Source organism: Rhizobium sp. 16-488-2b (assembly GCF_017741815.1).
Classification (GTDB): Bacteria; Pseudomonadota; Alphaproteobacteria; order Rhizobiales; family Rhizobiaceae; genus Rhizobium.
In genome coordinates this window covers 1-26,335 of record NZ_JAGHMF010000020.1, presented here as the reverse complement: position 1 = coordinate 26,335, position 26,335 = coordinate 1, and the positions used below count along the sequence as shown (strand labels likewise).

Annotated in this window: 24 protein-coding genes and 2 pseudogenes; 4 read left to right on the top strand and 22 right to left on the bottom strand. The window is 61.8% G+C overall.

Annotation, left to right across the window (positions count from 1 at the left end):
• Positions 1 to 46: 46 nt before the first annotated feature.
• From J5286_RS17540 to J5286_RS17485, 12 genes and pseudogenes are all read right to left on the bottom strand, one after another.
• The gene (locus J5286_RS17540; protein WP_209191487.1) at positions 47 to 310 is read right to left on the bottom strand and encodes a hypothetical protein; all 264 of its coding nucleotides are present in this window, start codon (positions 308 to 310) and stop codon (positions 47 to 49) included.
• Between the two features lie 162 nt (positions 311 to 472).
• Positions 473 to 1,363: a DNA adenine methylase gene (locus J5286_RS17535; protein ID WP_209191486.1), complete on the bottom strand. Its 891-nt coding sequence runs from the start codon at positions 1,361 to 1,363 to the stop codon at positions 473 to 475.
• A 54-nt stretch (positions 1,364 to 1,417) separates the two neighbouring features.
• Positions 1,418 to 2,866, bottom strand: a complete 1,449-nt coding sequence (locus tag J5286_RS17530) for a hypothetical protein (protein WP_209191485.1) — start codon at positions 2,864 to 2,866, stop codon at positions 1,418 to 1,420.
• 101 nt (positions 2,867 to 2,967) lie between these two features.
• Positions 2,968 to 3,843, bottom strand: a complete 876-nt coding sequence (locus tag J5286_RS17525) for a tyrosine-type recombinase/integrase (protein ID WP_209191484.1) — start codon at positions 3,841 to 3,843, stop codon at positions 2,968 to 2,970.
• Between the two features lie 690 nt (positions 3,844 to 4,533).
• On the bottom strand, positions 4,534 to 5,556 hold the full coding sequence (locus J5286_RS17520; protein ID WP_209191483.1) for a porin: 1,023 nt from the start codon (positions 5,554 to 5,556) through the stop codon (positions 4,534 to 4,536).
• Positions 5,557 to 5,776: 220 nt separating this feature from the next.
• A complete protein-coding gene (locus J5286_RS17515; protein WP_209191482.1) occupies positions 5,777 to 6,367 on the bottom strand; it encodes a transglutaminase-like cysteine peptidase in 591 nt (196 codons plus the stop codon).
• 244 nt (positions 6,368 to 6,611) lie between these two features.
• Positions 6,612 to 7,982: a hypothetical protein gene (locus tag J5286_RS31545; RefSeq protein ID WP_209215365.1), complete on the bottom strand. Its 1,371-nt coding sequence runs from the start codon at positions 7,980 to 7,982 to the stop codon at positions 6,612 to 6,614.
• Positions 7,983 to 8,160: 178 nt separating this feature from the next.
• Positions 8,161 to 8,733 carry a transglutaminase-like cysteine peptidase gene (locus J5286_RS17505; protein ID WP_245206217.1) on the bottom strand — a complete coding sequence of 191 codons (573 nt, stop codon included), beginning with the start codon at positions 8,731 to 8,733 and terminating at the stop codon, positions 8,161 to 8,163.
• A 234-nt stretch (positions 8,734 to 8,967) separates the two neighbouring features.
• On the bottom strand, positions 8,968 to 9,489 hold the full coding sequence (locus J5286_RS17500) for a cytochrome b (protein ID WP_209191479.1): 522 nt from the start codon (positions 9,487 to 9,489) through the stop codon (positions 8,968 to 8,970).
• 160 nt (positions 9,490 to 9,649) lie between these two features.
• The gene (locus J5286_RS17495) at positions 9,650 to 10,273 is read right to left on the bottom strand and encodes an outer membrane protein (protein ID WP_209191478.1); all 624 of its coding nucleotides are present in this window, start codon (positions 10,271 to 10,273) and stop codon (positions 9,650 to 9,652) included.
• Between the two features lie 203 nt (positions 10,274 to 10,476).
• A pseudogene (locus J5286_RS17490) lies at positions 10,477 to 12,042 on the bottom strand (putative bifunctional diguanylate cyclase/phosphodiesterase).
• A 397-nt stretch (positions 12,043 to 12,439) separates the two neighbouring features.
• Positions 12,440 to 13,000, bottom strand: a complete 561-nt coding sequence (locus tag J5286_RS17485) for a histidine phosphatase family protein (protein ID WP_209191477.1) — start codon at positions 12,998 to 13,000, stop codon at positions 12,440 to 12,442.
• A gap of 230 nt (positions 13,001 to 13,230) precedes the next feature.
• Between J5286_RS17485 and J5286_RS17480 the strand changes: the two genes are divergently transcribed.
• Genes J5286_RS17480 through J5286_RS17470 form a run of 3 tightly spaced genes read left to right on the top strand, consistent with a single transcriptional unit; the run spans position 13,231 to position 14,859 of the window.
• Positions 13,231 to 13,440, top strand: a complete 210-nt coding sequence (locus J5286_RS17480; protein WP_018902549.1) for a CbtB domain-containing protein — start codon at positions 13,231 to 13,233, stop codon at positions 13,438 to 13,440.
• 13 nt (positions 13,441 to 13,453) lie between these two features.
• A complete protein-coding gene (locus J5286_RS17475; protein WP_209191476.1) occupies positions 13,454 to 14,200 on the top strand; it encodes a CbtA family protein in 747 nt (248 codons plus the stop codon).
• A 41-nt stretch (positions 14,201 to 14,241) separates the two neighbouring features.
• A complete protein-coding gene (locus J5286_RS17470; RefSeq protein ID WP_209191475.1) occupies positions 14,242 to 14,859 on the top strand; it encodes a hypothetical protein in 618 nt (205 codons plus the stop codon).
• Here the strand turns inward: J5286_RS17470 and J5286_RS17465 are convergent.
• Together J5286_RS17465 and J5286_RS17460 are read right to left on the bottom strand one after the other, a co-directional pair.
• Entirely contained in the window at positions 14,856 to 15,545 is a 690-nt protein-coding gene (locus J5286_RS17465) for a response regulator transcription factor (protein ID WP_209191474.1), read from the bottom strand. The two genes, J5286_RS17470 and J5286_RS17465, sit on opposite strands and share 4 nt — an antisense overlap.
• Before the next feature lie 211 nt (positions 15,546 to 15,756).
• Entirely contained in the window at positions 15,757 to 16,419 is a 663-nt protein-coding gene (locus J5286_RS17460) for a sulfite oxidase-like oxidoreductase (protein WP_209191473.1), read from the bottom strand.
• A 237-nt stretch (positions 16,420 to 16,656) separates the two neighbouring features.
• On the opposite strand from J5286_RS17460, the gene J5286_RS17455 reads away from it, so the two are divergent.
• Positions 16,657 to 17,829: a M20 aminoacylase family protein gene (locus J5286_RS17455; protein WP_209191472.1), complete on the top strand. Its 1,173-nt coding sequence runs from the start codon at positions 16,657 to 16,659 to the stop codon at positions 17,827 to 17,829.
• A 647-nt stretch (positions 17,830 to 18,476) separates the two neighbouring features.
• On the opposite strand, the gene J5286_RS17450 is transcribed toward J5286_RS17455, so the two are convergent.
• The 8 genes and pseudogenes from J5286_RS17450 to J5286_RS17415 all read right to left on the bottom strand — a co-directional run.
• On the bottom strand, positions 18,477 to 20,255 hold the full coding sequence (locus J5286_RS17450; protein WP_209191471.1) for an adenine deaminase: 1,779 nt from the start codon (positions 20,253 to 20,255) through the stop codon (positions 18,477 to 18,479).
• The gene (locus J5286_RS17445; protein WP_209191470.1) at positions 20,252 to 21,172 is read right to left on the bottom strand and encodes a nucleoside hydrolase; all 921 of its coding nucleotides are present in this window, start codon (positions 21,170 to 21,172) and stop codon (positions 20,252 to 20,254) included. Before J5286_RS17445 ends, J5286_RS17450 begins: the two co-directional genes overlap by 4 nt.
• A 4-nt stretch (positions 21,173 to 21,176) precedes the next feature.
• A complete protein-coding gene (locus J5286_RS17440) occupies positions 21,177 to 22,202 on the bottom strand; it encodes an ABC transporter ATP-binding protein (RefSeq protein ID WP_209191469.1) in 1,026 nt (341 codons plus the stop codon).
• Positions 22,195 to 22,974: an ABC transporter permease gene (locus J5286_RS17435; RefSeq protein WP_113239678.1), complete on the bottom strand. Its 780-nt coding sequence runs from the start codon at positions 22,972 to 22,974 to the stop codon at positions 22,195 to 22,197. The genes J5286_RS17440 and J5286_RS17435 overlap by 8 nt, the downstream gene beginning before the upstream one ends.
• On the bottom strand, positions 22,971 to 23,798 hold the full coding sequence (locus J5286_RS17430; RefSeq protein ID WP_209191468.1) for an ABC transporter permease: 828 nt from the start codon (positions 23,796 to 23,798) through the stop codon (positions 22,971 to 22,973). Before J5286_RS17430 ends, J5286_RS17435 begins: the two co-directional genes overlap by 4 nt.
• 72 nt (positions 23,799 to 23,870) lie before the next feature.
• Positions 23,871 to 24,893 (bottom strand): ABC transporter substrate-binding protein, encoded by a 1,023-nt coding sequence (locus J5286_RS17425; RefSeq protein WP_209191467.1) that lies wholly within the window; start codon positions 24,891 to 24,893, stop codon positions 23,871 to 23,873.
• Between the two features lies 1 nt (position 24,894).
• Positions 24,895 to 25,974, bottom strand: a complete 1,080-nt coding sequence (locus tag J5286_RS17420; protein ID WP_209191466.1) for a LacI family DNA-binding transcriptional regulator — start codon at positions 25,972 to 25,974, stop codon at positions 24,895 to 24,897.
• Between the two features lie 162 nt (positions 25,975 to 26,136).
• Positions 26,137 to 26,335 (bottom strand): annotated as a pseudogene (locus J5286_RS17415) (TolC family protein); the annotation flags it as partial.

Here is a 26,335-nt window from a genome sequence, read left to right as displayed (position 1 = left end):
GGTTTTTCATTTCAGGCCATCGGGAATTTCAAAGCTAGCTGCCCTCCTACCGCCTCGGGCCGTTGACGCGGTCGCTCTGTATTTTCGTGCAGGCAATCATCATCACCATGCCAAGCGTCTCGCTGAATTCCTCAGTACCGGGACCGCCTCCGGATGTTCTTTTGATGAGGTCGCCTGTGATGGATCTCAACATCCCCCCGCCGCTCGATGTGCGGTAGGCAGCGATCTCCCATCCTCCATCGGCAAGACGCCAGTGGACGACTGTGTGGTTCATCAGGTGGATTTCGTTAAACGGGCACAGATCAATCATCGGCGGAATATCGTGCCCGCGTGCGACCTGGTCAATGAGGCGAGGCACTTCGAGCGAGAAAGCTAGTCATCGACGCGATCGAGGTTTTGCCTCACGGAACGCCAAGGTTTTGCCGCACTTGCTTTGCCGTACTCCGGCATGAAGTCGGACCAGCAGTTTGAACTAGCCGTAAGCGGCGGCACGCAGGATCGCTCTTTGCTCGGTCTTGCTTACAAAAACATTAGGAGGTCTTCGAAGGCCATTGCCAAACACCATGACCTCTGAACCCTTGCTGTGATTTCTGGCGCTATAGCCAATACCGAACTGCTCTTGATCGCAGTCGCGATAAATCCTCCGGATCTGCTCGACGTTGTCGTAGGAAACGAACCAAGCGTGGCGGTCAATCGCTTTGACGACGCCTGCCAAATCGACGTGATCCTGATGATTAAAGTGGTTCTGGTAGAGGGATGCGCCCTTAACGTAGTAGGGCGGGTCGATATAGATGAGGCTGCGTGGCGCAATAGAGGGTATGTGGTTTGTTAAGAAGTCAGAAGCGTCAAGATTGGTAAGTGTAATTCTGGACCGGAACATTCCAATTCGCCGAATTCGCTGTATGAGATCGGCTTTGTTGAATCGGCAGTCCAGTTTCCAAGCCCCATCTTGAGCGATTCCCCCAATCATGCCGCCATTCAAGATACCAGAACGGTTTGTGCGGTTCAGGAAGAAGGTCGAGAATCCAACCTCCAAAACTGCGTGACTGCGCGCGGCTCGCTTGACCTCCCTCGCGTTCATCCATTCGTCGACCGTAATTTCGGTTCGTTCAATTAGCGATACGAAGTCTTCTGTGTGGTCAATTATCGCTTTCCAAAACGAGTATACCGTCCAGTCAAGGTCGTTGATGTGAATGTGCTTCACTCGCTCGGAGAATAGAAGGTCCAAAGCAACGGCAGCGCCGCCTGCGAATGGCTCGGCGTAGTGGCCGCCTTCCAGGTCGTTTTGTCGGAGAATTTCTGAAACGTATGGGGCAAGCTTGCCTTTGCCGCCCGGGTATCTAAGGGGGGAATGGTTGGTCATGGTCAGCGCCTCTTTGAAGCCTGACTTAACATTTCCCGATATCCTCGGCCAGCTTTATTTTCCATTAGATTCAAGCACTTTGAAAAGCTCTTCGAAATATGGGTGGAAACGGTCCCATATTCCGATTATCTCGCTCGCAGCCGGGAGATTTGCCGGGTTATGGATGGCCTGGTTCAGGTAATCTAGGGTGTGCAGTTTGTTCTGCACGCCATTTGCAACGTCCCTAGCGTAGTCAAGCTTGGTGTTTTTCTTCTGCGGATCGATCGTGTGGAGCGCGCCAGCGACTTTGTCTTTGAGCTTAACGTTGAAATCGTTCCAGCCTGCAGGGTTTCTGCAAGCGACGTTCATATCTTCCAAGAAGATTAGCGTCGCTTTTTCCAAAAATATCCTGTTCATCGCAGCGCCGACATGAGGATAAACTTCGACATTTAGCTTTCGAAGTTCCGAATAGAGACGATTGAGCGCCTTATTAGATATTCTTAATCCCTTATCAGCTAACTTGTTACGTTGCCTCACAGCCTTTGATTTGGCGGTTGCTCCGGCGGTTGCTGCTGCCGCTTGCGCGGGTCCGGTGCTTCCGGCTCCGCCGCCTGTTCCTGGCGCACCTCCGTGGCCGGTTGCTCCGGATGATCCTTGACCAGTACCGGTCGAGGTGCCGTTCGATTTGCTGCTTGCCCCACTGTGGCTACCCGTGGAGGCGGGCTTCTTCAGCACATTGAGATGCTCAAAACCCTCAATGTATATTTGTTGCAGATCGGCTGTCGTAACCGTTGGTTCGGTAAAGTCCTTACGCGCCATATCGGCCAGCATGGCGGCAATTAGCCCGGCGGCGGCTTTCAAATCTCCGTTGTCTGGGGCTATGCTTCTCGCCTTTGCGTCGAACGAAATGCCCAAAATCGTTGACATGTGGCTGGAAGATAGGACCCTCTCGACTGTAGTCGTCTTTGAGGAAATTCCGTCCAGCAAGTCGTCAGCTGAGTGACCATAAGTAGCAGCGAGATCCAAAGAGATCATCCACCTGGGCGGGCGACCCTCGGAGGCATCGCTGCGAGCTGTGGCTAAGGCGTTCCATGGCATCACGCCTCGTCCGCCCATCCCGTTATAATGTTTGCGCTTGATCCAGTCGAAAGCAGTTTTTCGGTCGAGGATCGTGCATTCGATTTGCGTGATGCCCAGCGCCAGAAAGCCTGAGCTCAACTTTTTAAACTGCGCGTAGGTCGGAAGATCAGCCGCCAACTCTGGATTAATCAACGTTTTAAGGGCCGTGATTCTCCGATTGCCCTCTAGCGCAATGTAGTGGCCGGGGTGGGCGTCATCATTCATCACAATCAGGAGGGACGATGGATCCAGCCCGCGCATTTCGACAATATCGTTGGCAAGCTCAAAAACTTTGTGGGTCTTTTCACCCGATAGCAATATGCGCATAGCCTCCCGCTCAGTGGCTACGGTAGCGTGCCTGAAGTTCTGGACGTCTAGTGTAATGTCGGCAATGTTGATTTTCATGCTTCGCCCCCAATATCGCCAAGCTTCTACAATTAAACTTTATGTTGAGTAAATATTGGCCTCTCGTTTTCGAATGTTTTTGCGGTCGGACGAATCCAGCGTTAAAGGTTCGTATCGAACTGAAAGGCATTGAAGCGATCGGCGACTATGCGCCCTGAGTTCTGCCGAGGGTGCACGTAGATCCCGAGGAATATGCTTGCCGTCTTCCAGTCGCCAGCCTCCATTGCCGTCTTCACATCCATCCCGAGGTCGATGGCGGTAGTGGCGAAGGTGTGGCGCCCGCAAAGGTGGGATGATTTGTAGCTGATATCTGCTCGCCTGCAGACCGCTTTGATCCGCTCATTCACCGCGTGGCGGTTCCGATAGCGGAACACTGGGGCGTCGTCAGGCTCGCTGCCTCGCATGGCGCGCAGCCGAGATACCTGCTCGTCGGTCAAGTGACGAATCGAGTTGGTGCCTGTCTTCGTCTTTAGAATAACTGCCCGCCGTGCCGGAAGATCCACGTCCCTCCATCTCAAGCTTACCGCCTCGCTCACCCTGGCCGCAGTCTGTGCCATGAAGAGCACCAAGGCCGCCAGATGCGGCAGTCCGTCTTGATCGCAGCGACGGATAAACGCATGCATCCATATCGGCGATGCTGGCGTTTTCGGAAGCGGCTTCTCCTCCTTCAATTTCTTGATGCGAATCAGATTGCACCAGCCGCGCTCGTATCCGTGGTTGATCACGGCTCGTGCCGGCGTGAGCGCTTGGCGGTTGCGTGTCGCATTGCTTTGCGTCGGATAGAGGTCAATCGCCATCTGCTTTACATCGAACGGGAAGATGGTCGCGAGGTTTCGATCGCCGAAATGCTCGATGATGGGCTGAAGGTGCCGATTATCTCCGCCATGCTGTAGGTAGCTGGCGGCCGTCTCGGCAAAGGACTTGGTGAACATCATGGGAGGAAAGGTCGGAACAAATGAATGCGCAAACTGCTGCATGAATATCTCCGATACGGCGTTTCAAAACCTCGCCGGATCGAGCCCGGCGAGGTCCAGTCTCAGTGAAACGCCGCTTTGAATTTGCTCGGGGTTCTCGAAGCTTCCCAAGCTGAATACGCGGCGTTGATCACGCCGAGGGGCTAGTCCATCTCGCGTGCTTTCAAAGTTCTGCTTTTAGGAATGTTGGCGGCAGTCGGCTCTTTTCGCCGTAAATAGTCGGAAATCGCCGTTTTCAGGTCGATCTGCCAGTTTCCGAAATCAATAAGTCCAGGTCCGTCAAGTCGGTGATAGAGGCCATCACGGTCCCCCGCTACCATTCTTCCAGCGATAACACCGTTTCAAGACAATAATATTTGTCTCAAGAAAAAGTCGCTGCGACCAAAAACACGCCAGCCCAAAACAGAGCGGACATTTCCGCGGCGACCAGAAAGCCAAAAACGCTATCGTTCATGTTTTCCTCCTTTGGCAACCTCCATTGCCTAGAGGAAACGATAGGGCGGATCGCATTGTTCCGCCACCAAAAAAACACTTCCTCGCCTTTTCTCCTTCGTAAGCCGGCTATTGCGTGGCCACCATGCAACTTTCCGCGCGTATCCGCTCCGGGCGATTATCTTCGCGGTTGGCAGGCCCATCACTCAGGACAGAAGAAAAGTGAGCCGCGCCGAAGCGCGGCCCATCGTTTGCGTTTGCTTAGAAGGTGCGCTGGAAGCGCAGGAAGCCCTGGACCTGCTCGGGCGCGTTGTCAGGATCGTAATACTGGACGCTGAGCTTGGTGAGCAGGTTCTTGGCGATCTTGTAGTCGACGGTCACGCCGGCGCGCCAGGCGTCGCCGCCGGTGAACTCGCCGTTGGAATCCAGTGAGATCTTGCTGAAATACTGGTAGCCGGGGATGATCGAGAGCTTGTCGGTGGCCTTGTAGACGTATTGCGCGCCGAGCGCCCACTCGGATTCCTCGTAGTAGTAGTTGGCGCCGCTGGCCCACAGGCCGTAAACACCGAGCTGGCCCGGGCCGACATCGGCAAACACTATACCGCGCAGCGCCACTTCCTCGGTGTCGGTGTCGTAACCGGCGAGCAGGTAGCCGCTGACGGCGCCGGCCTTGCCGAAGAGCTGTCCGGTGACGCCGACATTGTTCGGACCTTCGCCCGGCTTGGTGCGATAGCGTTCTTCCAGTTCGTCGACGGAAACGCCGGCGCTGAAGTTCGGCGTCTCGTACATGTAGCGAACCGAGTTGTGGATCGTCTGGTTGCTCGAGATCACGTCGGTTTCACCGGTGCCGATGCTGCGGTCGTTATCCCACCAGGAATACTGCATGCCGACGCGGAAGCCGGCGAGGTCGATATAGCCTTCCTGCAGAAGGGCGGTCTGGTTGGTGGCGTTCTCGGCGTTGGTGCGCAGCGTGATGACGCCGGTCAGCGTGCCGTATTCGGTTTCGCTCTTCGAGCTCAACGTGACCTGGCCACGGGTCCAGGAGGACCAGTCGGAGGTGCCGGAGCGGTCGCGGCCGAAACGTTCCTCGACGCGGATGTAACCGCCGATCGAAAGACAGGTCTCGGTGCCGGGGATGTAGAAATAGCCGGTGCCGTATGCGTCGCAGACGCGGACGTATTCGACGGCTTCAGGTTCGGCCGCGACAATGGCGTCGGCAGCCTGTGCTGCCGGCATGATGCTCATGGCGGCAGCGGAGCCAAGGAGGATGCTACGGATAGTCATAGGGGGCGTTCCTATCGTGGTTGATAGGAATTTGCCTACTGGATCGCCGGTTACAGCCGGATGACAACATTGCGGCGGCGTGGCCGGTCGCGTTGCATTGAGAAACGTGTATCTCATCCGCAACATGTCTAATTCTGCCAGCGGCGCGAGAGATTCCAGTATTGGTTGCGAAAGCCGCAACGCGCGGCCTTCAATGGTCGATTGCGCCGATAACGCCCTTTCAGCCCTTGATAAACTGGCTGGCGCGAGGCCCTGCCAGGGTCACCTGCCAATTGGCCTTGCTGTTGAAGTTCTGGCTGGCGAGGAAGGTGTAGCCCGTGCGCTGCCATGGCTTGACGTTGTAGGCGAGATTGTCGAGCACGTAATCGCCGGACTTCAGGCGGGCGATCAGCACGAGGTGGTTCTCGCCGCTGCGATCGAGGACCACCGATAGGGCCAACTTGCTGGTTGGAAACCCGATATCGAGCAGGGTCTTCATCTTCAGGAGGGCATAATCCTCGCAGTCGCCCTTGTTGTTGACGGGCAGCGTCCAGTTGTCCGAACGACGGCCCTTCGTGATGCGGTCCTCGGTGGGCTTCACCTTCGAGTTTACGAAGCGGTTGACTTCCTGAAGCGCCCTCAGCGCCTCCTTGTCCCCTACGTCGACCCCGCCTTTTCCGTGGCATACCCATCCGTATTTGGCACAGGCAGCGCCAAATCCAACAGGAGGAGCGATAGAACGGCTGGCGGGAATTTCGGATCCTGCAAAACTCTGACTAGAAATTAAAGGAATACTCATAACAAAACTTAGAATGGCCGCAATTCTCCGCATATAAAGCTCCTTGTGTTACTCATTGGTTCCGCGATTATCTACTATTAGATGATGCTTTTATACTAAATAATGCAATTGCAGCCGAAATGAGTACGCTCCTCATTTTTATTTGTCCTTTCTAAATTATAGCTCACTCATATAAAAATTCCCTGTTAACGCCACGTTAACGATGGGAGTGAGCGAAATGAACAGAACACTATTGAAGCTCTCTGTCAGTGTAGGATTTCTGCTGGCAGGAACGAGCCTAGGGAGCGCCCAGGCGCTCAATCTCGATTGCAGAAACGTGCAGCCGGGATCGATTGAGGAGCGACTGTGCTTCCCGGTGCAGTCGATATTTGATGTAAACCCCTTCACGGATTCCAACCATGATCGGAATGGCCGGAACGGGAGTGACGGTTCTTCCAGCAACAATAATGGTGGTAATGGCGGCGGTAGCAGCGGTGGTACCAATACCGCAAGCGCCGGCCCTGTCACTGTAATCAGTGATCCTGGCGGCGAGGATGACGGCAACGGTCGTGGCCGTCATCGTGGCCGCCATCATGGCGGCAATAACAATGGCGGCGGTTGGAACGACCCCGGCAATGGTAATGGCCACGGACATGGCCACGGCAATGGCGGTGGCGGCGGTGGTAGCGGCGGCAATGCCGGCAACGGCGGCAATGGCGGCGACAACTACGGCGGCAACGGTGGCAATGGCGGCAATGGCGGCGGCGGCGGAAACGGCGGCAGCTACCATGGTGGCAAGGGCGGCAACGGCGGCAATGCCGGCAATGGCGGCAACGGCGGCAACAACCGAGGCGGCGATGGCGGCAACGGTGGCAACGGCGGCGGCGGCGGCAACGACGGCAGCTGGTGGGGCGGTGACGGCGGTAACGGCGGTAAAGCCGGTAACGGCGGTCGCGGCGGCAACAACCGAGGCGGCGATGGCGGCAATGGCGGCAACGGCGGCGGCGGCGGCACTGGCGGCAGCTGGTGGGGCGGCGACGGCGGTAACGGCGGTGCTGCCGGCAACGGTGGCAACGGCGGCAACAACCGCGGCGGCAACGGCGGCAAGGGCGGCAACGGCGGCAATGGCGGCAGCAACCATGGCGGCGACGGTGGTAACGGCGGCAAGGCCGGCAATGGCGGCAATGGCGGCAGCAACAACGGTGGCTTCGGCGGAAGCGGTGGCAACGGTGGTTCTGGCGGCAATGGTGGCAGCAACGGTGGCGGCAGCGGCGGTAACGGCGGTGCTGCTGGCAACGGCGGCAACGGCGGCAGCAACAACGGCGGCAACGGCGGTAATGCCGGCAACGGCGGCAGCGGCGGCAATGGCGGCAGCGGCAGTGGCGCTGGCGGCGGCGGCGGCGGCGGTACCGGCGGCAACGGTGGTGCTGGCGGCAACAATGGCGGCGGTAACGGCGGTGCTGGCGGCAACGGCGGCAACGGCGGCAACGGCAGCAGCAATGGCAGCAGCGGCGGCGGCGGTGGTGCCGGCGGCAACGGTGGTGGCGGCGGCAGCGGTGTCGGCGGCGGCAACGGTGGTGCTGGTGGCGCGGGCGGCAACGGCGGCAGTGCCGGCGGCGGTTCCGGCGGTAACGGCGGCAGTGGTGGCGCTGGCGGCAGCAGCGGCCACTAAGCCCTGGTCGCGCATGCCTCGATGGGGAAATGGCGGCGGTTTACGCAAGCCGTGCCATTTCACCGTCGCAAACATCAAGCCCGGGCGAGGTGCCCGGGCTTTTGGAGTTTAGGCGTGCCTCCGGCGCATTGTGAAGAGCCTGCGCGGGCAGGGGCAACGTCGGGGCCGAAGGCCCTCAGGTGCCGGAGAACTGGGCAGCGCGCGGTCCGGCTAGCGTCACCTGCCATGCGCTCTTGTTGTTGAAGTTCTGGCTGGCGAGGAAGGTGTATCCGGTGCTGGACCAGGGCTTTACGCTGCCTGCGAGGTTGTCGAGCACATAGTCGCCGGACTTCAGGCGGGCAAGCAACACGACGTGGTTGCCGCCCTTGCGGTCGATGACCACTGAGATGGCGAGCTTGTTCGCGGGAAAGCCGGCGTCGAGCAGGGATTTCATTTTCAGAAGCGCATAGTCTTCGCAATCGCCCTTGTTGTTGATCGGCAGCGACCAGTATTCGGTCTTGCCCGTCGTGGTATAGTCCGTTGCCGGCCGGACGCTCGAATTGGCATCGCGGTTGATCTTCTTCAGAAGCGGCATCGCCTTTTCGTCGCTGATCTCGCCGCTGCTGGTATTGTGGCAGAGCCAGGCATAACGGGTGCAGGCCGAGGGGAAGCCGATGGGCGCGCCGATCGAGCGGGATGCGCGCAGCGTCGAGCCGGCCGTGCTGGTATTGGGGAAGGCCATCAGCATTGTCGCCAATACTGAAATCATGAATGGTATCCGCATGATCACACCTTTCGGCTCGCCGCGTGGGTGCGCGGCGGCAGTCTATGCTGCTGAATTTGATTGAGATTTTATGCGTTAGAGGTTGAAGACGTACTAACGGTTCGGCCTGTCACGCGGCCGTCTATTAGCGACTTCTTACCTTCTGATGGTGAGTCGGACAAGGAAATCACGGGCGCTGTCAGGCAAAGCCCACAGATCTTTGCGTCGTGGCCACCCCACTTAGCCCACTGTCATCCGCCGCAGCCTGTCGCTCCTCAAGTAGAAGTGGTGGGCAAGCGCGCCGAGCACGTGGAGGCCGATCAAGGCCCACAGGATGACCTTCAAGATCTCGGCGTGGACGGAGCCCGCCGCATTTGCTCCGAAATAATAGGCGGCCATTCCGGTCAGCGGCATGACGAGCAGCAGAAGATAGAGCAGGCCATGCGCGATGCTGGCGGCGGCTCTGAGGAGGGGCGGTTCGTCCGGCGAATGCGCCGGTACGCCCTGCGTTGCCCTGAGGACCAGACGCAGCGCCACGGCGACCAGGATCGCGATGCCGGCCCAGGCGTGGATGTTGGCGCTTGCGATCTGGTCGGCGGTGGCGCTGCCGTTGAGGCGCATGCTGCGGTTCCAGGCGTTCATTCCGTCGGGGAGCAGGAGATTGAAGAAGACGAGCAGCACCGTCAGCCAATGGAGGATGCGTTGCACGAGTGAATAGGATTGCGGGGAGGAAGATGTCGTGGCGTGTGTTTCAAGCGGCATGCGGATCGCTTTCGGTTTTCAGCCCAGGCGCCGCATAGCGCTCTCAACTGACGCAAGCCTGAAACGCGCCCACGGCACTCCGCCTGCTGCCGACACGAAAAAGCCCGGTGCAGGACCGGGCTCTTTCGACAGGCGGCGTGCCGCCTTTATGCATGCGAGATCAGAACTTGAAGCCGACGCCGACGGTCACGACGTTCTGGTTGAAGTCGGTATCGACGCCCAGAAGATCCTTGCTGCCGTAATCGTTGTAGCGATATTCGAGGCGGCCGAAGACGTTGTCGGTGAAGGCGTAGTCGACACCGGCGCCGACCGTCCAGCCGGAGAAGGTGGCGCTGTCGCTGCCGAGAGGTGTGTCGACATGGCCGCGGGCACCGGTCCAGCCGGCCGCGCCGTAAAGCAGGGCGTGGTCAAGCGCGTAACCGACACGGGCGCGGACCGATCCCGTCGTGTCGAACTTGTAGCTGTTGACGCCGACGTCTTCGGAGTTCCAGTTGTAGGATACGTCGCCTTCAACACCCAGCACGATGCTGTTGTCCAGCTGCCAGTTATAGCCTGCGAAACCGGTGATCAGGCCGCCGTTCATGTTGGACGAGCCGATGCCGGAGAAATCACCATTGCCCCAGGCGCCGCCGCCCTGAAGACCGGTGTAGAAGCCAGTCCAGGTAAAGACAGGTGCTGCCTGCTCGACGGGTGCGGGTGGTGGTTCGGAGACAAGGTCGGCCGCCGAGGCTGACCCGGCAAGCATGAGTATCGCTGCTGACGCAGTAAGGATGCGAACATTCATGATAAGATCCCTCTCCTATGAATAAGGGTACACTCTTCACTCAATCGGGAACCGCGGTGCCCAACCGTGGATCGCCGCGTTTTCGCACGCCGAAAGCGTGCCGCAGACAATGGCGCCTATGCGACCCGACGTACCAACGTCGCCACATCTTGAATGGTTCCATCACAAATGGCTAATTTTACGGCGAAAGGCCGGAAGCGTGCCTATTCGGCCGCCAAAGTCGCGTTTCTCTGGCTCAGGAAGAGGGCTATGTCGCCAGCCGGCATCGGTCGGCCGAAGAAGTAGCCCTGGCCGATATCGCAGCCGAGCTAGAGCAGGTGGTTGAGCTGACGCGGCTCCTCGATGCCTTCGGCCGTGGTCTTGATATTCAGGCTGACGCCAAGCGCCAGCATGGCGCGCACGATCTTTTCCTGGCGCTCGTCGTCGCGATAGGTGGCGATGAAGCTCTTGTCGATCTTGATCTTGTCGAAGCGGTAGCTGGCGAGCTGGGAGAGGCTGGAATAGCCGGTGCCGAAATCGTCGAGCGCGATCTGCACGCCGGCATCGTGGAGCTCATCGAGGACGGCCGCGGCGCTAGCCGGGTCCTGGATGAGGGCGTTTTCAGTGATCTCGATCTCGAGACGATGGGCGGGGAGATCGTTGACTGTCAGCGCCTTGAAGATGCGCGCCGTCAACAGGCGGTCTTCCATCTGTACCGGCGAGACGTTGAAGGAGAGCGTGATGTGATCGTCCCAGGCGAGCGCATCGTTGCAGGCCTGGCTCAGCAGATCCTCGAAGAGCACGGTGATCAGCCCGGTCTCCTCGGCGATGCCGATGAAGACGGCGGGCGGAATGCTGTTGCCCTCGTCGTCGGTCCAGCGGGCCAGCGCCTCGAAGCCGCAGACTTCGTCGGTCTTCAGATCGATCAGCGGCTGATAGAACGGGCGGATCGCCTTGTTCTTGATCGCGACGCGGAGCTTCGCTTCCAGCGAGGCGCGCAGTGCGACCTTGTCGCGCATCGAGGCTTCGAAGGCGAGGTAGTTGTTCGGCCCGCGCGATTTCGCCTCGTACATTGCGAGGTCGGCGCGGTGGGCGGTATCTTCCAGCCGCTCGCCCTGCTGCCAGCGGTCATAGCCGACGCTGGCGCCGACTTCGACGGCAAAGCCGTTGATGTGGATCGGGCGCGTGACGGCCTGGATCAAAAGCCGCGACAGGCGCTCCTCATGCTGCGACGACAGTCCGGTCGCGACGATGATGAATTCGTCGCCGCCGAAGCGATAGACGGAATTGGCACTGCCGATGGCGCAGATGCGCTTGGAGACCTCCACCAGCAGCGCATCGCCGCCATTGTGGCCGATCAGGTCGTTGACCTTCTTGAAGCCGTCGAGATCGACGCAGAAAATGCTGACATTGCGCTCCCATTCCTCGCTGTATGCATCGATCTGCGCGCGCCGATGCAGGAGCACGGCGCGCTCGAAGGCGTAGCGGTTGGGAAGCTTGGTCAGGTGGTCGTGCGTTGCGGTCCAGTCGGCCTTGGCTTCCGCCTTGGCGCGCAGGTCCATTTCCTTGCGGAGATCGGTGATGCGCAGGACGGAATAGACGAAGCTCATCGTGCCGGCGACGGCGAGTGCGAGCACCAACTTGTCGGCGCCGTAGCTATCGAATTGCTGGACGAACAAGGCGAGCAGATCGCCGAATTCCAACACCGCGCCGACGACCCACAAGGCCGCGCCAAGCACTATCAGGGACAGCCACTGCCGTCCGGCTCTACTCCGGAAAAATACCGGCATGCTCCCCACTCCATCTCCACCTTGGTGGGATATAGCACGGAAGTCTAAAGTATCCGTTGAAACTAGGGGGTGACTTCTAGTTATCTGCGCCTACTCATAGGCGTATCCGTATCTAATGAAATACGGGAAAGGAAACGGGCGAACATCGTCGTTCGCCCGCTATTCGCATGCTAGAGGTGCATCAGCATGGATACGGTGACGGCCAGGCACAGAAAGATCGCGCCGCCCGTAAACCGCATGAGACGCGTGCGTTTCAGCCGCGCCCCGTTCCAGTCGTAAGACATGGTCAGGCCTCCTTTTACGAAGGATTATCACCTGGAAATGCCAGGCGATTTAGCTTTTGCGCAATTGGCTTGCGCAAGGCTTATCTAAATTTCTGGATGTGAAACTATCGAAATTACACGCGGTCGAAGCGAAGCGCCCAGCGGGTGCCGTTGCTGGTCATCCTGACCGCTGAGAGCGGCTCGACATCGATGTGCCAGAAAGAGGAGAGCGGCGCTCCGAGCGCGATCAGCACCGCAACGCGGATGGTGGGGGCATGGCTGATTGCGATGGCGTGGCCGCCGAGCGCGGACTGATCCTGCATCCATGGCGCGACGCGGTCGTGAAGGGCGCGGATGCTTTCGCCGCCGTGCGGGGGCGCGTCGGTGTCGGTTAGCCAAGTAGAGAGGGCGTCCGGTTCGCTCTCCTGCAGCGCCATGATCGACTGGCCGGCCCATCGGCCGTAATCGCAATCGGCCAAAGCGGGAGCGATGTCGGCGCCAAGCCCGAGGGCATCGGCCGTCTGGCGTGCGCGCAGCGCCGGGCTGGTGAGGATGCGGTCGGCGCGCGGCATGGCCGGCGCCAATGCGCGTGCCTCGATAATCGCCTTCTCCTCCAGCGCCTCGTCGAGCGGGAAACGGGCCTGCCTGATGGCGTCGGTGGCGCCGTGGCAGATGAAGGTGAGACGCGTCATCACGCTGGCTTTTTCCTTGTCACGCGAGAGATGCCCTTCTGTAATCGTGCCCTTGTGTGACAGCGCGTTGACAGGTCGAGGCCGGCAGCTATAACGTTGATCTCGTAGGTTTGGAAGCCGGTGAAATTCCGGTGCGGTCGCGCCACTGTGATCAGGATGAGGATACCTCAAACTGGAAGTCAGACCCTACCCACGAACATTCTCGACTGAACGCGTTTTTCCAGGAGGAATTCATGTCTCATACCACGCTCGCGCCCACCTCGGTGGCTGCTCCCATTCCCGTCGGCGACATCCTGCCATGGGCCATTTTCGGCGGCCTGCTGATGCTGATCGCCATCTATTTCGTCGGCACCGAAGAAGGCGCGATGGCGCTGTTCAACGGCATGTATGTGCACGAGTTCGTGCATGACGGCCGACACCTGCTCGGTTTTCCCTGCCATTAAGGGAGTTTGAGACATGGTTGGAAAACTTTTGCTTCGCGGCATGCTGGCGGGCCTGATCGCTGGCGTCCTGGTGTTTGCCTTTGCCCATACGTTCGGCGAGCCGCTCGTCGACCAGGCGATCGGTTTCGAAGAGGCGGCAGCACAGGCTGCCGGTGAAGCGGCCGAGCCGGAACTGGTGAGCCGCGCCACACAGGCGGGCATCGGCCTGTTCACCGGCGTTATGGCCTATGCGATCGCCGTCGGCGGCATTTTCGCGCTGATCTTCGCCTTCGTGCAGGGCCGCGTCAGCACGCTCAGCGCGCGGGCGACCTCGGCGGTTATCGCAGGCGCTGCCTTCGTTGCCGTCGTCATCGTGCCCAACATCAAGTATCCCGCCAATCCGCCCGCGGTCGGCAATCCGGATACGATCGGGGTCAGAACCGAGCTGTTCTTCCTGATGATCGTGGTGTCGATCGCCGCGCTGATTGCCGCGATCTCGCTTGCCCGGCGGCTGGCGCCTCGCTTCGGCGCATGGAACGGCGCGATCATGGCCGGATTTGCCTATGTGCTCTTCATCGGCGTCGTGCAGTATCTGCTGCCTGTCATCAACGAAGTGCCGGAGAATTATTCGGCAATGGTGCTCTGGCAGTTCCGCACCACCTCGATCGGCATGCATGCGATCCTGTGGACCGTGATCGGTCTCGCGTTCGGGGCGCTTGCCGAGCGCAAGCTAACGGTCGCCTCTGCCGCTCGCCGGCCGGCCGCGCCGGTTCTTCACTGACGAAAAGGAAAGCCCCGGTTCGGCCGGGGCTTTTGTTTGACATGATCGCTCGATCCGCCCGTCTGTTATTGTGCCTCATCCTGCCGCTGCTTGCCGCCGGCGGGCAAGCGGTCGCGCATCAGCGCAGCACGGACGGGCCGCATACCGGTCTCGCCATTCCCGAGATATCGCATGGCGAAATGATCGTGATGGCCGAGCATCGGGCCGCCATCATCGACCTCGCGTCTCGCGCCACCGATACCGACGAGCCGTTTCGCCGCGTGCTGAACTATGCCGCGATCCAGTATGCCTATTGCTTCTGGGGCAAGATGCCTGGTGGAGTGACGGATGAGGCGAGCCCCTTCAACGAATGCTCGCATGCCTATCTGGCGGCCACCAAGGCGGTGCTGCTCAAGCTGCGCGACATGCCGCGTGAGACCAAGGCTGCGGACGCGATCGTCTCCGAGATCGACGTCGCCATGACCATGCGCGGGCTGTCGCTGATCACCTGCGCCTTCAGCGGCGAGGCTTTCAACACGGCCGATGTGATCCGCCCGCATTGGGCCGACATCCCCACCCATCCCGCCAGCATGGCATCGCTGACCGGCCTTGCGGCTCTCTGCTTCCTGATCGTGATGGGGTGCCGGCGGTTGCTTAGTGCGAAGCCTAAGCAGATCTAGTTTCGGTCGGTCTCGCGGTGCAGGTGCATCGCCACCAGCATGGCGGTGAGGTGCACCGTGTTCTTGGCGCCGTATCGTTCCTTCATCCGCTCCAGTCTGTGCTCGACCGTGCGATGCGAGATGCCGAGTTCGGTGGCGATCTGCTTGGCGGTCGCGCCCTCGGTCAAAAGCTGGACGACGGCCTCGTCGGTGCCGTCGAGCTTTGCCTGCCGCTCCGGCGCGTTGAACATGAAGCGGCCGTTGGTAACGGTCAGCAGCCAGGCCGGCTTGGCCTCGGTCGTCCTTTGCGGCAGAACCATGCGCTCATAGGCGATGTTGACGCCGAGCAGCTCGGTCTTGACCATTTCCATCGACGGCTTCTGCGAGGCGATCACCTCGCGATAGCGTGGAATGACCGCCGTCTCCATATAGCTGCGATCCTTGAAATCGCCGATGCGCTGGTTTGCGAAGAGCTTGTTGATGTTGAGGATCCGCGAGGCAAAGCCGGAGGAGCGGACCACCTGCAGCCGCCAGTCCATCGGATCCTCGCCATCGAGCACGACAACCGTCAGTCGCATCTTGATCGTCAAAAGGTCGACCGCATCGCGATAGACAGCCTCGGGCGGCCCCGGCTGATGCGGAGACGTGCTCAGCCAGGCGTCGAGAAGCTTCTGCGTGACGGTGTGAAACGTGGTGTCCTTGGTCATCAACTCAGGCGTGAAATGTGCGACAGGTTAATCGAACAACCCAGGATGGGTTCATGCGGTGCACCATTCTGCGGCCAACTTACACCAAAGGATTCGTTTGAACAGAATATTCAATGTAGAGGCGAGTAAATCTTCGCGTCGAACGGGAAGGAATGCGCGTTAAACGCGTTTGGTCCCTCCAAGCGTGCGAGGCTTCGCGGATGCGCAACGATCAATCGTCGGCGTAGCGCTGTTCGCGCCAGGGGTCGCCATACATGCTGTAGCCGTTGCGCTCCCAGAAACCGGCCGCGTCCGCCGGCATGATGTCGATGCGGCGCAGCCACTTGGCGCTCTTCCACAGATAGAGATGCGGCACGATCAGCCGCATCGGGCCGCCATGCTCGCGGGTCAGCGGCAGGTCTTCCCAGGCGGTGGCGAGAATGGCGTCTTCGGCGGCGAAATCGGCAAGCGGCAGGTTGGTCGTGTAGCCGTCATAGCTGGTCAGCATGACGTGGCTTGCCTGCTGTTTCGGCATGGCGAGATCGAGCAGATCGCGCGTTGCGACGCCCCTCCACTTGTTGTCGTAGCGCGACCATGTCGTGACGCAGTGGATATCCGACACGCGGGTGCTCTGTTCCAGCGCCTGAAAGGCGGCCCAGCTGAGATCAAGCGGGGTCTCGACCAGCCCGCCGACCTCCAGCCGCCACGTGTCGGTGGACACAGCAGGCTGTTCGCCGAGATCGAGCACCGGCCAGTTCTTGACGAGATGCTGGCCGGGCGGCAGCCGGTCGGTTTCGGGCCGGCTCGTGCGGCCGGTCAGGAATTTGCCTTCGTAGGCCCAGCGGCGTTTCGAATTGGTCAGCTTGCTATCGGCGGGGATCTGGTCGTCGCTCATTATGCGGCCTTTCGCGTTGCGGGGATTACGTCACCCAAGCCCGGTTGCTGTCAAGCGCCGGTATTGCGCCGCAAATTCTCCGTGCGTTCACAAGTCTGAGAGATCGGCGGCAACGGCGCCGCAAGACGCAATGCTGCAGTCGCGAAAGGTTGAATTCGCCGCTCATTTGCCTGATAAACAAGGTCTATCACGGGCGTCGCTCCGGCGCCCGATTGTGTCTACAGGATCCTCAATCGCATGCCTATTTCCGCCGAGATCGAAGCCGATCTGCCGTTCCTCACCGCGCTGCGCCGCGATCTGCACGCGCATCCGGAACTCGGATTCGAGGAAGTGCGGACGAGCGACATCGTTGCGAAGCTCTTGGGCGAGGCGGGCATCAAGGTTCATCGCGGGCTCGGCGGCACCGGCGTCGTCGGCACGCTGCAGCTAGGCAACGGCACACGGACGATCGGGCTTCGCGCCGACATGGATGCGCTCGCCATGCCCGAGATTGCCGATCGTCCCTACAAGTCGACCGTGCCGGGCAAGATGCATGCCTGCGGCCATGACGGGCACACGACGATGCTCATCGGCGCCGCCCGGCATCTCGCGGCCACGCGCGGCTTCTCCGGCACCGTCCATTTCATCTTCCAGCCAGCCGAAGAAGGGCGCGGCGGGGCGAAACGGATGGTGGAGGACGGGCTGTTCGAGCTCTTCCCCTGCGACGCCGTCTACGGGCTGCACAACATGCCGGGCCTCGCGGTGGATGAGATGGCCGTGGTCGCCGGGCCGCAGCTTGCCTCCTCCGACAGCTGGCGCGTCACCTTCCGGGGGACCGGCACGCACGGTGCCAAGCCGCATCTCGGCCGCGACCCGATCACCGCTGCCGGCACATTCCTCTCATCGCTGCAGACCATCGTCGGCCGCGTCGTCGATCCGCTGCAGCCGGCCGTCGTCAGCGCCTGCTCGCTTCAGGCGGGCGACCCCAAGGCGCTCAACGTCATCCCCGATATCGTCGAGATCGGCGGCACGGCGCGCGCCTATTCGCCTGATGTCCGCGACCAGCTGGAACACGAGATCGGCCGGTTGGCGGAGGGCACCGCATCGATGTTCGGAATTGCCGCCGACTACGGCTTCGAACGGCGCATTCCGCCTGTCGTCAACGATGCCGATGCGACGGAGCGGGCATTGGCTGCGGCTTCCGACGTGTTCGGCGAGAAGGTCGTGACACACTTCCCGCCCTCGACGGCCGGCGACGACTTCGCCTTCTTCGGGCAGCAGGCGCCGGGATGCTACGTCTGGCTCGGCAACGGCCCGGCGGTGGATGGGGCGCTGCATCACAACACGGCTTACGATTTCAACGATGATGCGATCGGGCCGGGCGTGGCGTTCTGGACGCGGCTGGTGGAGCGGGAGTTGGCCGCGGGGTGAGGGGTGTCTGTTGCGGCAGCGGGCAAGATTTAATGTCGCGCGTCACAAATATCGCTTGGTAATCAGCGCCTTGGCCGAAATCATCGTCCTCGTTCGTCCCCACCATCCGGTGCCGTTCCACAATTGCCATGTCATCGGACAGGGAGCCGGGTTCGCGAACCGGTCACGCCAAGTTTGGTATCCGGCGTTCGGTGATGGTCGCCACAGGTGGATCGACGGCTGTCAGGGCCTGATATCCATCCGGCAAGGAAAGGCCGAGAGACGCTCCTGTCGGCCCGGACGAACCGGAAACCTCGAAGTGGCCGGGCAGGTGGAACGCCTGATACCCATACCACTTTATACGATGCCGCCTGCCCATTCCCGTTTTTGGGAGTTGCCTGCCAGCCGTCGCCGACCTCTGCTCGGGGGCGGGGTTTTGTGGTGCGCGGGTAGTGCCAAGTGCCCACTCACGTCGAGTAAATGGGACCGTGCTTAGATCCTCGGGACAAGCCCGAGGATGACGTTGGAGAGAGTGGCGGATGTTCGTAACCTATTGAAGTGATGAGGCAATATACATTCTCGGCGTCATCCTCGGGCTTGTCCCGAGGATCTAAGCACGTCGCCACGATTGCAACGGTAGTGGCCAAAAATTACGCGTCACACCACCCCTACAAAACCTCAATCACCGGCGTCTCCACCACCCGTCCCGTCAGCACATCGGCGATCCCGCGATCCGTCTGGTGCGGGCCGAGGTTGCAGGCGAGGGTGGCGCCGAAGCAGGCCTTGAAGACCAGATAGGGCGGTCGCCAGTCGACGACGTCTTCCATGGCGCGGCGGATGGCGCGGAAGGTCTCTGCCGTTTCTTCGAGCGGAGCTTCGCTGACGAGGCCGGAGAGGGGGAGCGGCAGGAGCACCTTGATCTCGCCATCCTGCACGACAGCCATGCCGCCGCCGGCCGCGATCACGGCGTTGGCGGCGATGGTCATGTCCTCGACATTGCCGCCGAAGACGGTGAGGTTGTGGCTGTCATGCGAAACCGTGGTGCAGAAGGCGCCGCGCCATGTTCCCCAGCCGGTCAGGAAGCCGATGCGCGGGCGGGCGTCGGCCTTGCCGTGGCGGTGGACGACCGAGATCATCGCGCTGCCCTCCGGTGGGACGACATAGCCATCGACGACGGCGGTCTCGGCTTCCGCCCATTGGGTGAAGCGCGGGCGGTCGATGGTGGCGACGCGGACGCGGCTGCCCTCGGAGGGGATGCGGAAGTCGTTTTCGGTCAGCGCCGAGAGTTTGACGGAGTGCTGCAGCGGCGCGCTGTCGACGGCCGGCAGGTCGATCGCCATCTTGCCGTCGCGCGAGACGAGGCGGCCATTGGCGAAGACGGCTGAGGTCTCGAACTCGGTGAAATCCTTGAACAGCACGATATCGGCGCGGCGGCCGGCGGCGATCAGGCCGAGGTCGGGGCGGCGCAGGCGCTGGGCGGCGTTGAAGGTCGCGGCGCGCAGCGCCCATTCGGGCTTCATGCCGTAGCTGACCAGACGGCGCACGACATCGTCGAGGCCACCACAGTAATGGAGCTCGTCGGGAAAGACGTCGTCGGTGCAGAGCGTCACGGTCGATGGCAGGTGGCCGATGCCGTTCAACGCCGCCACGAATTCGCGCAGCAGGTGATCGTGCGAACCGCGCAGTTCGATCGTCAGGCCGACGGCGAGCTTCAGCAGGAGGTCGTCAGCCGAGGTGAGCTCGTGGTCGGAGGTGACGCCCGCCGCCATGAAGGCGTTGAGGTCGCTGCCGTCAAGTCCGCGCGCGTGGCCGCAGACCACCTTGCCGGATTGAAGGCCGGCATTGACGATCCCGGTCATGCGGGGATCGCCGTCGATGACCCCTCGCATGTTCATGACTTCGGCGACGCCGCCGATCTCGGGCCGACGCAGCAGTTCGGATATGACGGAGGCGTCGAAATCGGCACCCGCGACCTCGAGGCCCGGAGCCGAGGGCACGCAGGAGGGGGCAAGCAGGATGGTGCGGAGATGAAGGCCGCGCGTTGCCTCGATCGACCAGCGCACGCCATCGATGCCGTGGACATTGCCGAATTCGTGCGGGTCCCAGACAACAGTCGTGACGCCGCGCGGCAGGATGGCGGCGGCGTAAGCCGATGGGGTGACCATCGAGCTTTCGATGTGCATGTGGGTGTCGATCAGGCCGGGTGCGATGATGCTGCCGCGGGCGTCGATCGTCTCATTGGCGTCCTTGCGACTCCCTGGGGCGTGCACGCTTGCGATCAGCGGCCCGACAAGGCCGATATCGGCGTCGCGGATCAGGCCGGTGACGACGTCGAGCAGCTGGCCGCCCGTGATCAGCACGTCGAAGGGCGCATCGCCGCGCGCGGCGGCAACGGCGCGGGCGCGCAGTTTCGGATCGCTGAGGTCCATGGGTTCCAACTGGCTCATCGGGCGGCCTCCTGCTGGAGCGCGCCGAGGATGATGGCGCGGGCGGCCTCGCTGTCGATCTCGACGGCATAGTCGGCATTCGGCTTGGCGTGGGTGGCGCGGGTTTCGACCACGGTGCGGCCGCGCGTGAGTTTGCCCTGCAGCTCGACGTCGATGCGGGCTGTGCGGAACGTAACGATCTCGGGGTGGGCGAAGGCGACTGCGGCGCACGGGTCGTAGATCGCCATGCCGGCGCGACCACGGCTGGTGCCGATGGTGATATAACCGTCGAGGAAATCGGCCAGCATCTCGGCATTGGCGCCGCCGGCCTTGCGGATCGGGGCTACGTCGTCAGGGACGGCGATGACCTTGCGGCAGAGGTCGAGATCGACCATGCGCAGCGGCAGGCCGGAGGCGATGACGATCGCCAGCGCTTCGGGATCGGCCAGCGCGTTGAACTCGGCGGATGCGGTGTGGTTGCCAGACGTGACGCCGCCGCCCATCCAGGTGAGCTCGGTGATGCGGGCGGCGAGATCGGGGCGGGCGAGTGCAAGTGCCGCGATGTTTGTCAGCGGGCCGAGCGCCAGGATGCGGTGCGGGCCGTCCTGCTTGAGCCAGTCGCATAAGGCGGTGAAGGCGTCGCTGTCGGGAAGAGCAGCGGCGTCGGGCAAGGTCTTGCCCGATGTCGGGATGCCGGTTTCGCCGAGGATCGCCTGGGCGGTCTCGATCTCTCCAAGCACGGCTGAGGCGCGGCCGGAGTGGATCGGGAAGGTCCAGCCGAAGGCCTTGGCGGCGCCGGCAGCGTTTACGCGGACCTGCGGCAGCGGCGTGTTGCCGAAGACCAGCGAGATGCCCGCAATGTCGAGCTTGGCATGCGCCACGACCAGAATGGCGGCGATGTCGTCGAAGCCCATGTCGGTGTCGATCCAGACGCCCATGATGTTACCTGTAGCGAGAGAGTGGGGCCGCGGCGCCAAGCGGCAGGTCGAAAGAAAGCGTGGAGCCGATGGCGTGGCTCGGCTCGCTAGCATCGACCTCGGCCTTGATGGGGCCGAGCGGCGTGTCGAGCAGATATTCTCTGACGTTGCCGGCAAACGAGGTGCCGCGCACGGTGCCTTGGAAAGGACCTGAACCAAGGATCACCATGCGCGGACGCCAGGCCAGGCCCTTTGCGGCCTGCGGCACTGGAGCGGAAAGCTCGACGAGTGAGTTGGATGTCGCGAGCTTGCCGTTTTCCAGCGCAAAGACGTTTTCGAAGCCGACGAAATCGGCGACGAAGGCCGAGACGGGCTTATTGTAGATTTCCTCCGGCGTGCCGATCTGCTCGATGCCGCCGTTCAGCATCACCACGATCCGGTCGGCAAGCGCCAGCGCCTCGATCTGGTCGTGGGTGACGAAGATCATGGTGACGCCGGTTTCCTTCTGGACGCGCTGCAGCTCGGCGCGCATTTCCAGGCGCAGGCGGGCGTCCAGGTTGGAGAGCGGCTCGTCGAGAAGCAGCACCTTGGGCTCCATGACCATCGAGCGGGCAAGCGCCACGCGCTGCTGCTGGCCGCCGGAGAGTTCGCCCGGCTTGCGGGCCGCGAAACTGGCGAGGCCGACGGACTTGATTCCTGCGGTCACCTTGCTGTCGAGATCCTGGCCGCTGACGCCCTTGAGGCGCAGGCCGAAGGCGACGTTTTCATAGACGGTCAGATGCGGGAACAGCGCGTAGGACTGGAAGACCAGGCCGACATTGCGCTTGTTGGCGGAAACGCGGGTGATATCGGCGCCATCGAGCGTGATGCGGCCGGAGGCGGGGTTGAGCAGGCCGGCGATCGAGCGCATGGTCGTGGTCTTGCCGCAGCCGGAGGGGCCGAGGAGTGCTACGAGCTCGCCCTTCCTGATCGAGAGATCGAGATCCTTCACCGCGACCGTATCGCCGTAGGCAAGCGTCAGCTTGTCGAGTTGCAGATAGGTGTCAGACATAGCGAGAGAACCCCAGGAAGCGTTCGGCAAGGAAGACGATGCCGATGGAAAGAAAAGCGAGCAGCGCCGAGAGCGCGGCGATCGACGGGTCGTAGGTGGTTTCCATGTAGCCCAGCATGTCGATCGGCAGCGTGCGGACGCCTGGACCTGACAGGAAGAGCGAGACGGGCACCTGGTTGAAGCTGGTGACGAAGCCGAGGATGAAGGCGGCGAGAATGCCGCCGCGGATATTCGGCATCACCACGCGGAAGAAGGCGCCCGCGCGCGACGAACCGAGCAGGACAGCTGCTTCCTCGATATCGGAGCGCAGGTTGTTGAGGCTCGCCGAGACGACGCGCACGGCATAGGGCAGCACCAGTGCGGTGTGCGCGAAGAACAGCGCCAGCGTGATGTTGAAGCCGAAGGGCACGACCAGATAGCGCAACAGCGCCAGGCCGACGATGATCCCCGGCACAATGATCGGCAGCGAGACGATGGTGCGGATGGTTTCCGCGCCCGGCAGCTTGTAGCGCGACAGCGCGTAGGCGGCGGGGATGCCGAGGACAAGGGCTGCCAGCGTGCCGCCGACGGCAAGCAGCATCGACATGGCGAAACTGTCACGGAAGCTGTCGATGGTGAAGACCTTGAAGACCCAGCGCAGCGACAGGCCCTGCGGCGGGAAGGCCAGCGTATCGCCGGCAGAGAGCGAGGCGGCGATGATGATGAAGAAGGGGCCGATCAGGAAGATCAGCAGCAGGCCGAGCACCAGCGGCGAGAGGATGCGGGAGGTCATCGCTTGTTCCTCGCTGTAGCCAGACGCTTCAAGAGGATGTTGGCGGCGAAGCTCATGACGATCAGCATGAAGGCGATGACGCTTGCGGCGACGAAGTCGTTGGCGACCGAGACCTGCTGGTAGAGCAGGGTTTCCAGCATCAGCACCTTGGAGCCGCCGAGGACAGCGGGGGTGATGTAGGCGGTGAGCGAGCCGGTGAAGACGAGCGTGCCGCCGACGACGAGCCCCTCGCGGGTCAGCGGCAGGATCACCTTCCAGAACACCTGGAACCAGTTGGCGCCGAGCACGCGGGCGGCGGGAATGGCGTCCTTCGGCATGTTTTCGAGCGCGCTGATCAGTGAGAGGATCATCAGCGGCAGGAAGAGCTGCAGCAGGCCGATGAAGACGGCGGTCTCGGTGAAGAGCAGACGCAGCGGGCTGTCGCTGAGGCCGAGGCCCTGGATCGCCTGGTTGACGATGCCCGTCCGGCCGAGAATGACGATCCAGGCATAGGTGCGGGCGACCGGCGAGATCATCAAAGGCAATGTGACGAGGCCGATCATCCGACCCTTGCCCTTCGGCGGCAGGTTGACGATGGCGAACGCCGCCGCATAGCCGATGACGGCGGAGACGGCGGTCACCTCGAGGCCGAGCTTGAAGGTACGCAGGAAGACCGTGCGGTTCAGCGATTGCGAGAAGAAGCCGGTATAGGCGCTGAGCGTCCAGCTGCCGTCGATGTGGAAGCCTTCCGAGAGAAGGATGACGACGGGCAGCAGGAAGACCAGCGCGGCGAACAGGGCCGCGGGCAAGGCAAGCGCCAGGGCTTCCGTGCGTTTTTGAAACATGAGGCGTCTTTCAGAGCAATCACATGGTGCGGCTCCAGCCGGAGCCGGAGCCGTTTCGGTGTCTCTCGACCGTTACTGGCCGACCGTGTCGTTCCATTCCTTCAGCCAGCCGGCGCGGTTATCGAGGGCTGCAGCCGAGGGGATGAGTTTCAGGTTCTTCACCGTATCTTCGCCGTAGGTGAGGTTGTTGGCGGCTTCGTCGGAGACCTTCACCTCCTTGTTGGCCGGGCTGTCGACCAGCTTTTCGGCGAGCTTGGTCTGGATCTCGGTGGAGAGCCAGAAATCCATGAACTGCAGCGCGAGGTCCTGGTTCTTCGAGCCCTTGGTCATGACCATGACGTTCATGCCGCCGGTCTGGCCTTCCTTGGGCGTTGCCCAGGAGACGGGGACGTCGAGCTTGGTGAAGCCAGCCCAGGAGAAGCGGCCGATCGGGGCTGCCCAGATTTCTTCCTGCTGCATCAGCTGCACCAGCTGCGAGGATTTCTCGTAGAAGGTGACGATGTCGTCCTTCTTTTCGCCGACGGCTGCGATCGGCGCCTTCAGGTCGGGGCTGTCCTTGCCGAGTGCCAGGCCGAGCATGTAGAGCGCCGGCGGGCCCTGGTTGGTGGTGACATTCGGGAAAGCGACGTGGCCGACATACTCAGGCTTCAGCAGATCGGCCCAGCTCTCGATCTTCATCTTGTCGGAGCGGTAGGCGATCGAGGTGGCGTAGAAGGTATAGCCGACGCTCATGCCGTCGCCGTTCGGATCCTTGGCGAGGTCGTAAAGCTTGCCGAAATTGGTGAGCTTCGAGGTGTCGATCTTGTCGATCAGGCCCTTGCGGGTGGCTGACAGCGCATCGGCCATGGAGACCACGGCCATGTCGACGACGGGGTTGGCCTTGTTGGCTTCCATCTTCGCCAGGCGCTCGACGCTGTTGCCGGTCTCGACCACCAGCTTGCAGCCGCACTTGGCTTCGAAGGGGTCGTAGACGATCGATTTGAAGTCATCCTGCGCGAAGGCGTAGACGGAGATGGTGAGCGTCTTTTCCTGAGCGCTGGCGGCGACGGGCGTGAGGGCCAGAAGGGCCGCCGAGGCGATGAGGGCATGCTTCATGTCAGGAGTTCTCCGTCTGAGAGGCTAGGTCCAGTTTGCTTGGGTCGCTATTGGTCGGGTCGATCCTGGCTGGATCGGCGGGACCCGATGATTGGCGAACGATCAGCTGCATGGGCACCCGATCGGTTTCGGAAGCGACGAGCACGCCTTCGCGGCTGCCGCTTGCCTGGATGGTTTTCAGGAGCGACGAGATGGCGACATCGGCGATCGTCGCCATGTCCATCGCCACCGTCGTCAGGCTCGGTGTAATAACGGGGGAGAAGATCAGGTCGTCGAAGCCGGTGACGCTTGCCATGTCGGGGACGACGATGCCGTCGCGCTGCAGTTCGGTGAGCGCCCTCAGCGCCTGCAGGTCCGACAGCGCGGCGAAGGCGGTGTAGCCTTCGCGAACCTTTTCGGCGAGGCCGAGCGTGCAGCCCATGCCGTTCTCGCGTTCCAGGCGCTCGACCCAAAGGGTGGAGGACTGCATGTCGGGACGCAAACCGGAGCGGATGCCGCCGACACGATCGTTCTGGACGTTGGATTCCGGATTGTTGCCGATCACGAGGATGCGCTTGTGGCCGAGTTCGGCCAGGTGGTCGGCGATATCGCGTCCGCCCTGCCAGTGATCGGCGGCGACCGTGTTGCCGGGTGTCGAGGCCGTGTCGATGACGGCGACCGGACAGCTCGCGGCCGAGATGCGGGTTGCGCGGCGCGGTACGATGACAAGTCCCTCGACGCCGCGCTCGATCAGCCGGTTGATGGCTTCCGTCTGCGCGGTGATGTTGCCGCGGGAGTCGGCGATGAGGACGCCGTAGCCGGCCGATGTTGCGGCAAACTCGATCGCCTGCGCGAGCTTGGGGAAGAGCGGATTGGCGATATCGGGAAGCACCAGACCGATGACGCCGCTGCGGCCGGTGCGCAGCGCGCGCGCCGCCTGGCTGGGGACGTAGCCCATCTCGGCCGCGTGTTCGCGGATCCGCTCGGCAAGCTGTTCGGACACACGGCCCTTGCCAGAGAGCGCGTTCGACACTGTCGCGACGGAGACGCCAAGCGACGTTGCGATCCTGCTCAGATTTGGTCCCGGTCGGGCTGGAGGCATGATACCAGACGAATTGGATTAATCGTTTAATCAATGCCTACATGACGCCGTCGTCGTTGTCGAATCCAATCTTGCGCCGCTTTGCGATTTTCCGCAATCACTGGGCACTCCAGAAACAAAAAAGCCCCGGCGAACCGGGGCTTTTCATCAATTGCTGTGGTCTCAGCCTGCCTTTGCAGTGCTTGCCTTTGCGGCGACCGGCTTGGCCGGGGCGGTGTTGCCGCCCGGGTTGTAGCCGCCGCCGATGGCGACGTTGAGCGCGACGTAGTCGCTGGCCATCTGCTGGACGGCCGCGGCCAGGCTTGCCTGGGCGAGCGAGACCTGACGCTGGGCGTCGAGAACGTCGAGCAGCGAGGAGGCG

Coding starts and splice junctions, on each gene's coding strand:
- J5286_RS17540 (WP_209191487.1), bottom strand. CDS start 310: ATGATTGATCTGTGCCCGTTTAACGAAATCCACCTGATGAACCACACA.
- J5286_RS17535 (WP_209191486.1), bottom strand. CDS start 1,363: ATGACCAACCATTCCCCCCTTAGATACCCGGGCGGCAAAGGCAAGCTT.
- J5286_RS17530 (WP_209191485.1), bottom strand. CDS start 2,866: ATGAAAATCAACATTGCCGACATTACACTAGACGTCCAGAACTTCAGG.
- J5286_RS17525 (WP_209191484.1), bottom strand. CDS start 3,843: ATGCAGCAGTTTGCGCATTCATTTGTTCCGACCTTTCCTCCCATGATG.
- J5286_RS17520 (WP_209191483.1), bottom strand. CDS start 5,556: ATGACTATCCGTAGCATCCTCCTTGGCTCCGCTGCCGCCATGAGCATC.
- J5286_RS17515 (WP_209191482.1), bottom strand. CDS start 6,367: ATGCGGAGAATTGCGGCCATTCTAAGTTTTGTTATGAGTATTCCTTTA.
- J5286_RS17505 (WP_245206217.1), bottom strand. CDS start 8,733: ATGATTTCAGTATTGGCGACAATGCTGATGGCCTTCCCCAATACCAGC.
- J5286_RS17500 (WP_209191479.1), bottom strand. CDS start 9,489: ATGCCGCTTGAAACACACGCCACGACATCTTCCTCCCCGCAATCCTAT.
- J5286_RS17495 (WP_209191478.1), bottom strand. CDS start 10,273: ATGAATGTTCGCATCCTTACTGCGTCAGCAGCGATACTCATGCTTGCC.
- J5286_RS17480 (WP_018902549.1), top strand. CDS start 13,231: ATGTCTCATACCACGCTCGCGCCCACCTCGGTGGCTGCTCCCATTCCC.
- J5286_RS17475 (WP_209191476.1), top strand. CDS start 13,454: ATGGTTGGAAAACTTTTGCTTCGCGGCATGCTGGCGGGCCTGATCGCT.
- J5286_RS17470 (WP_209191475.1), top strand. CDS start 14,242: ATGATCGCTCGATCCGCCCGTCTGTTATTGTGCCTCATCCTGCCGCTG.
- J5286_RS17465 (WP_209191474.1), bottom strand. CDS start 15,545: ATGACCAAGGACACCACGTTTCACACCGTCACGCAGAAGCTTCTCGAC.
- J5286_RS17460 (WP_209191473.1), bottom strand. CDS start 16,419: ATGAGCGACGACCAGATCCCCGCCGATAGCAAGCTGACCAATTCGAAA.
- J5286_RS17455 (WP_209191472.1), top strand. CDS start 16,657: ATGCCTATTTCCGCCGAGATCGAAGCCGATCTGCCGTTCCTCACCGCG.
- J5286_RS17450 (WP_209191471.1), bottom strand. CDS start 20,255: ATGAGCCAGTTGGAACCCATGGACCTCAGCGATCCGAAACTGCGCGCC.
- J5286_RS17445 (WP_209191470.1), bottom strand. CDS start 21,172: ATGGGCGTCTGGATCGACACCGACATGGGCTTCGACGACATCGCCGCC.
- J5286_RS17440 (WP_209191469.1), bottom strand. CDS start 22,202: ATGTCTGACACCTATCTGCAACTCGACAAGCTGACGCTTGCCTACGGC.
- J5286_RS17435 (WP_113239678.1), bottom strand. CDS start 22,974: ATGACCTCCCGCATCCTCTCGCCGCTGGTGCTCGGCCTGCTGCTGATC.
- J5286_RS17430 (WP_209191468.1), bottom strand. CDS start 23,798: ATGTTTCAAAAACGCACGGAAGCCCTGGCGCTTGCCTTGCCCGCGGCC.
- J5286_RS17425 (WP_209191467.1), bottom strand. CDS start 24,893: ATGAAGCATGCCCTCATCGCCTCGGCGGCCCTTCTGGCCCTCACGCCC.
- J5286_RS17420 (WP_209191466.1), bottom strand. CDS start 25,974: ATGCCTCCAGCCCGACCGGGACCAAATCTGAGCAGGATCGCAACGTCG.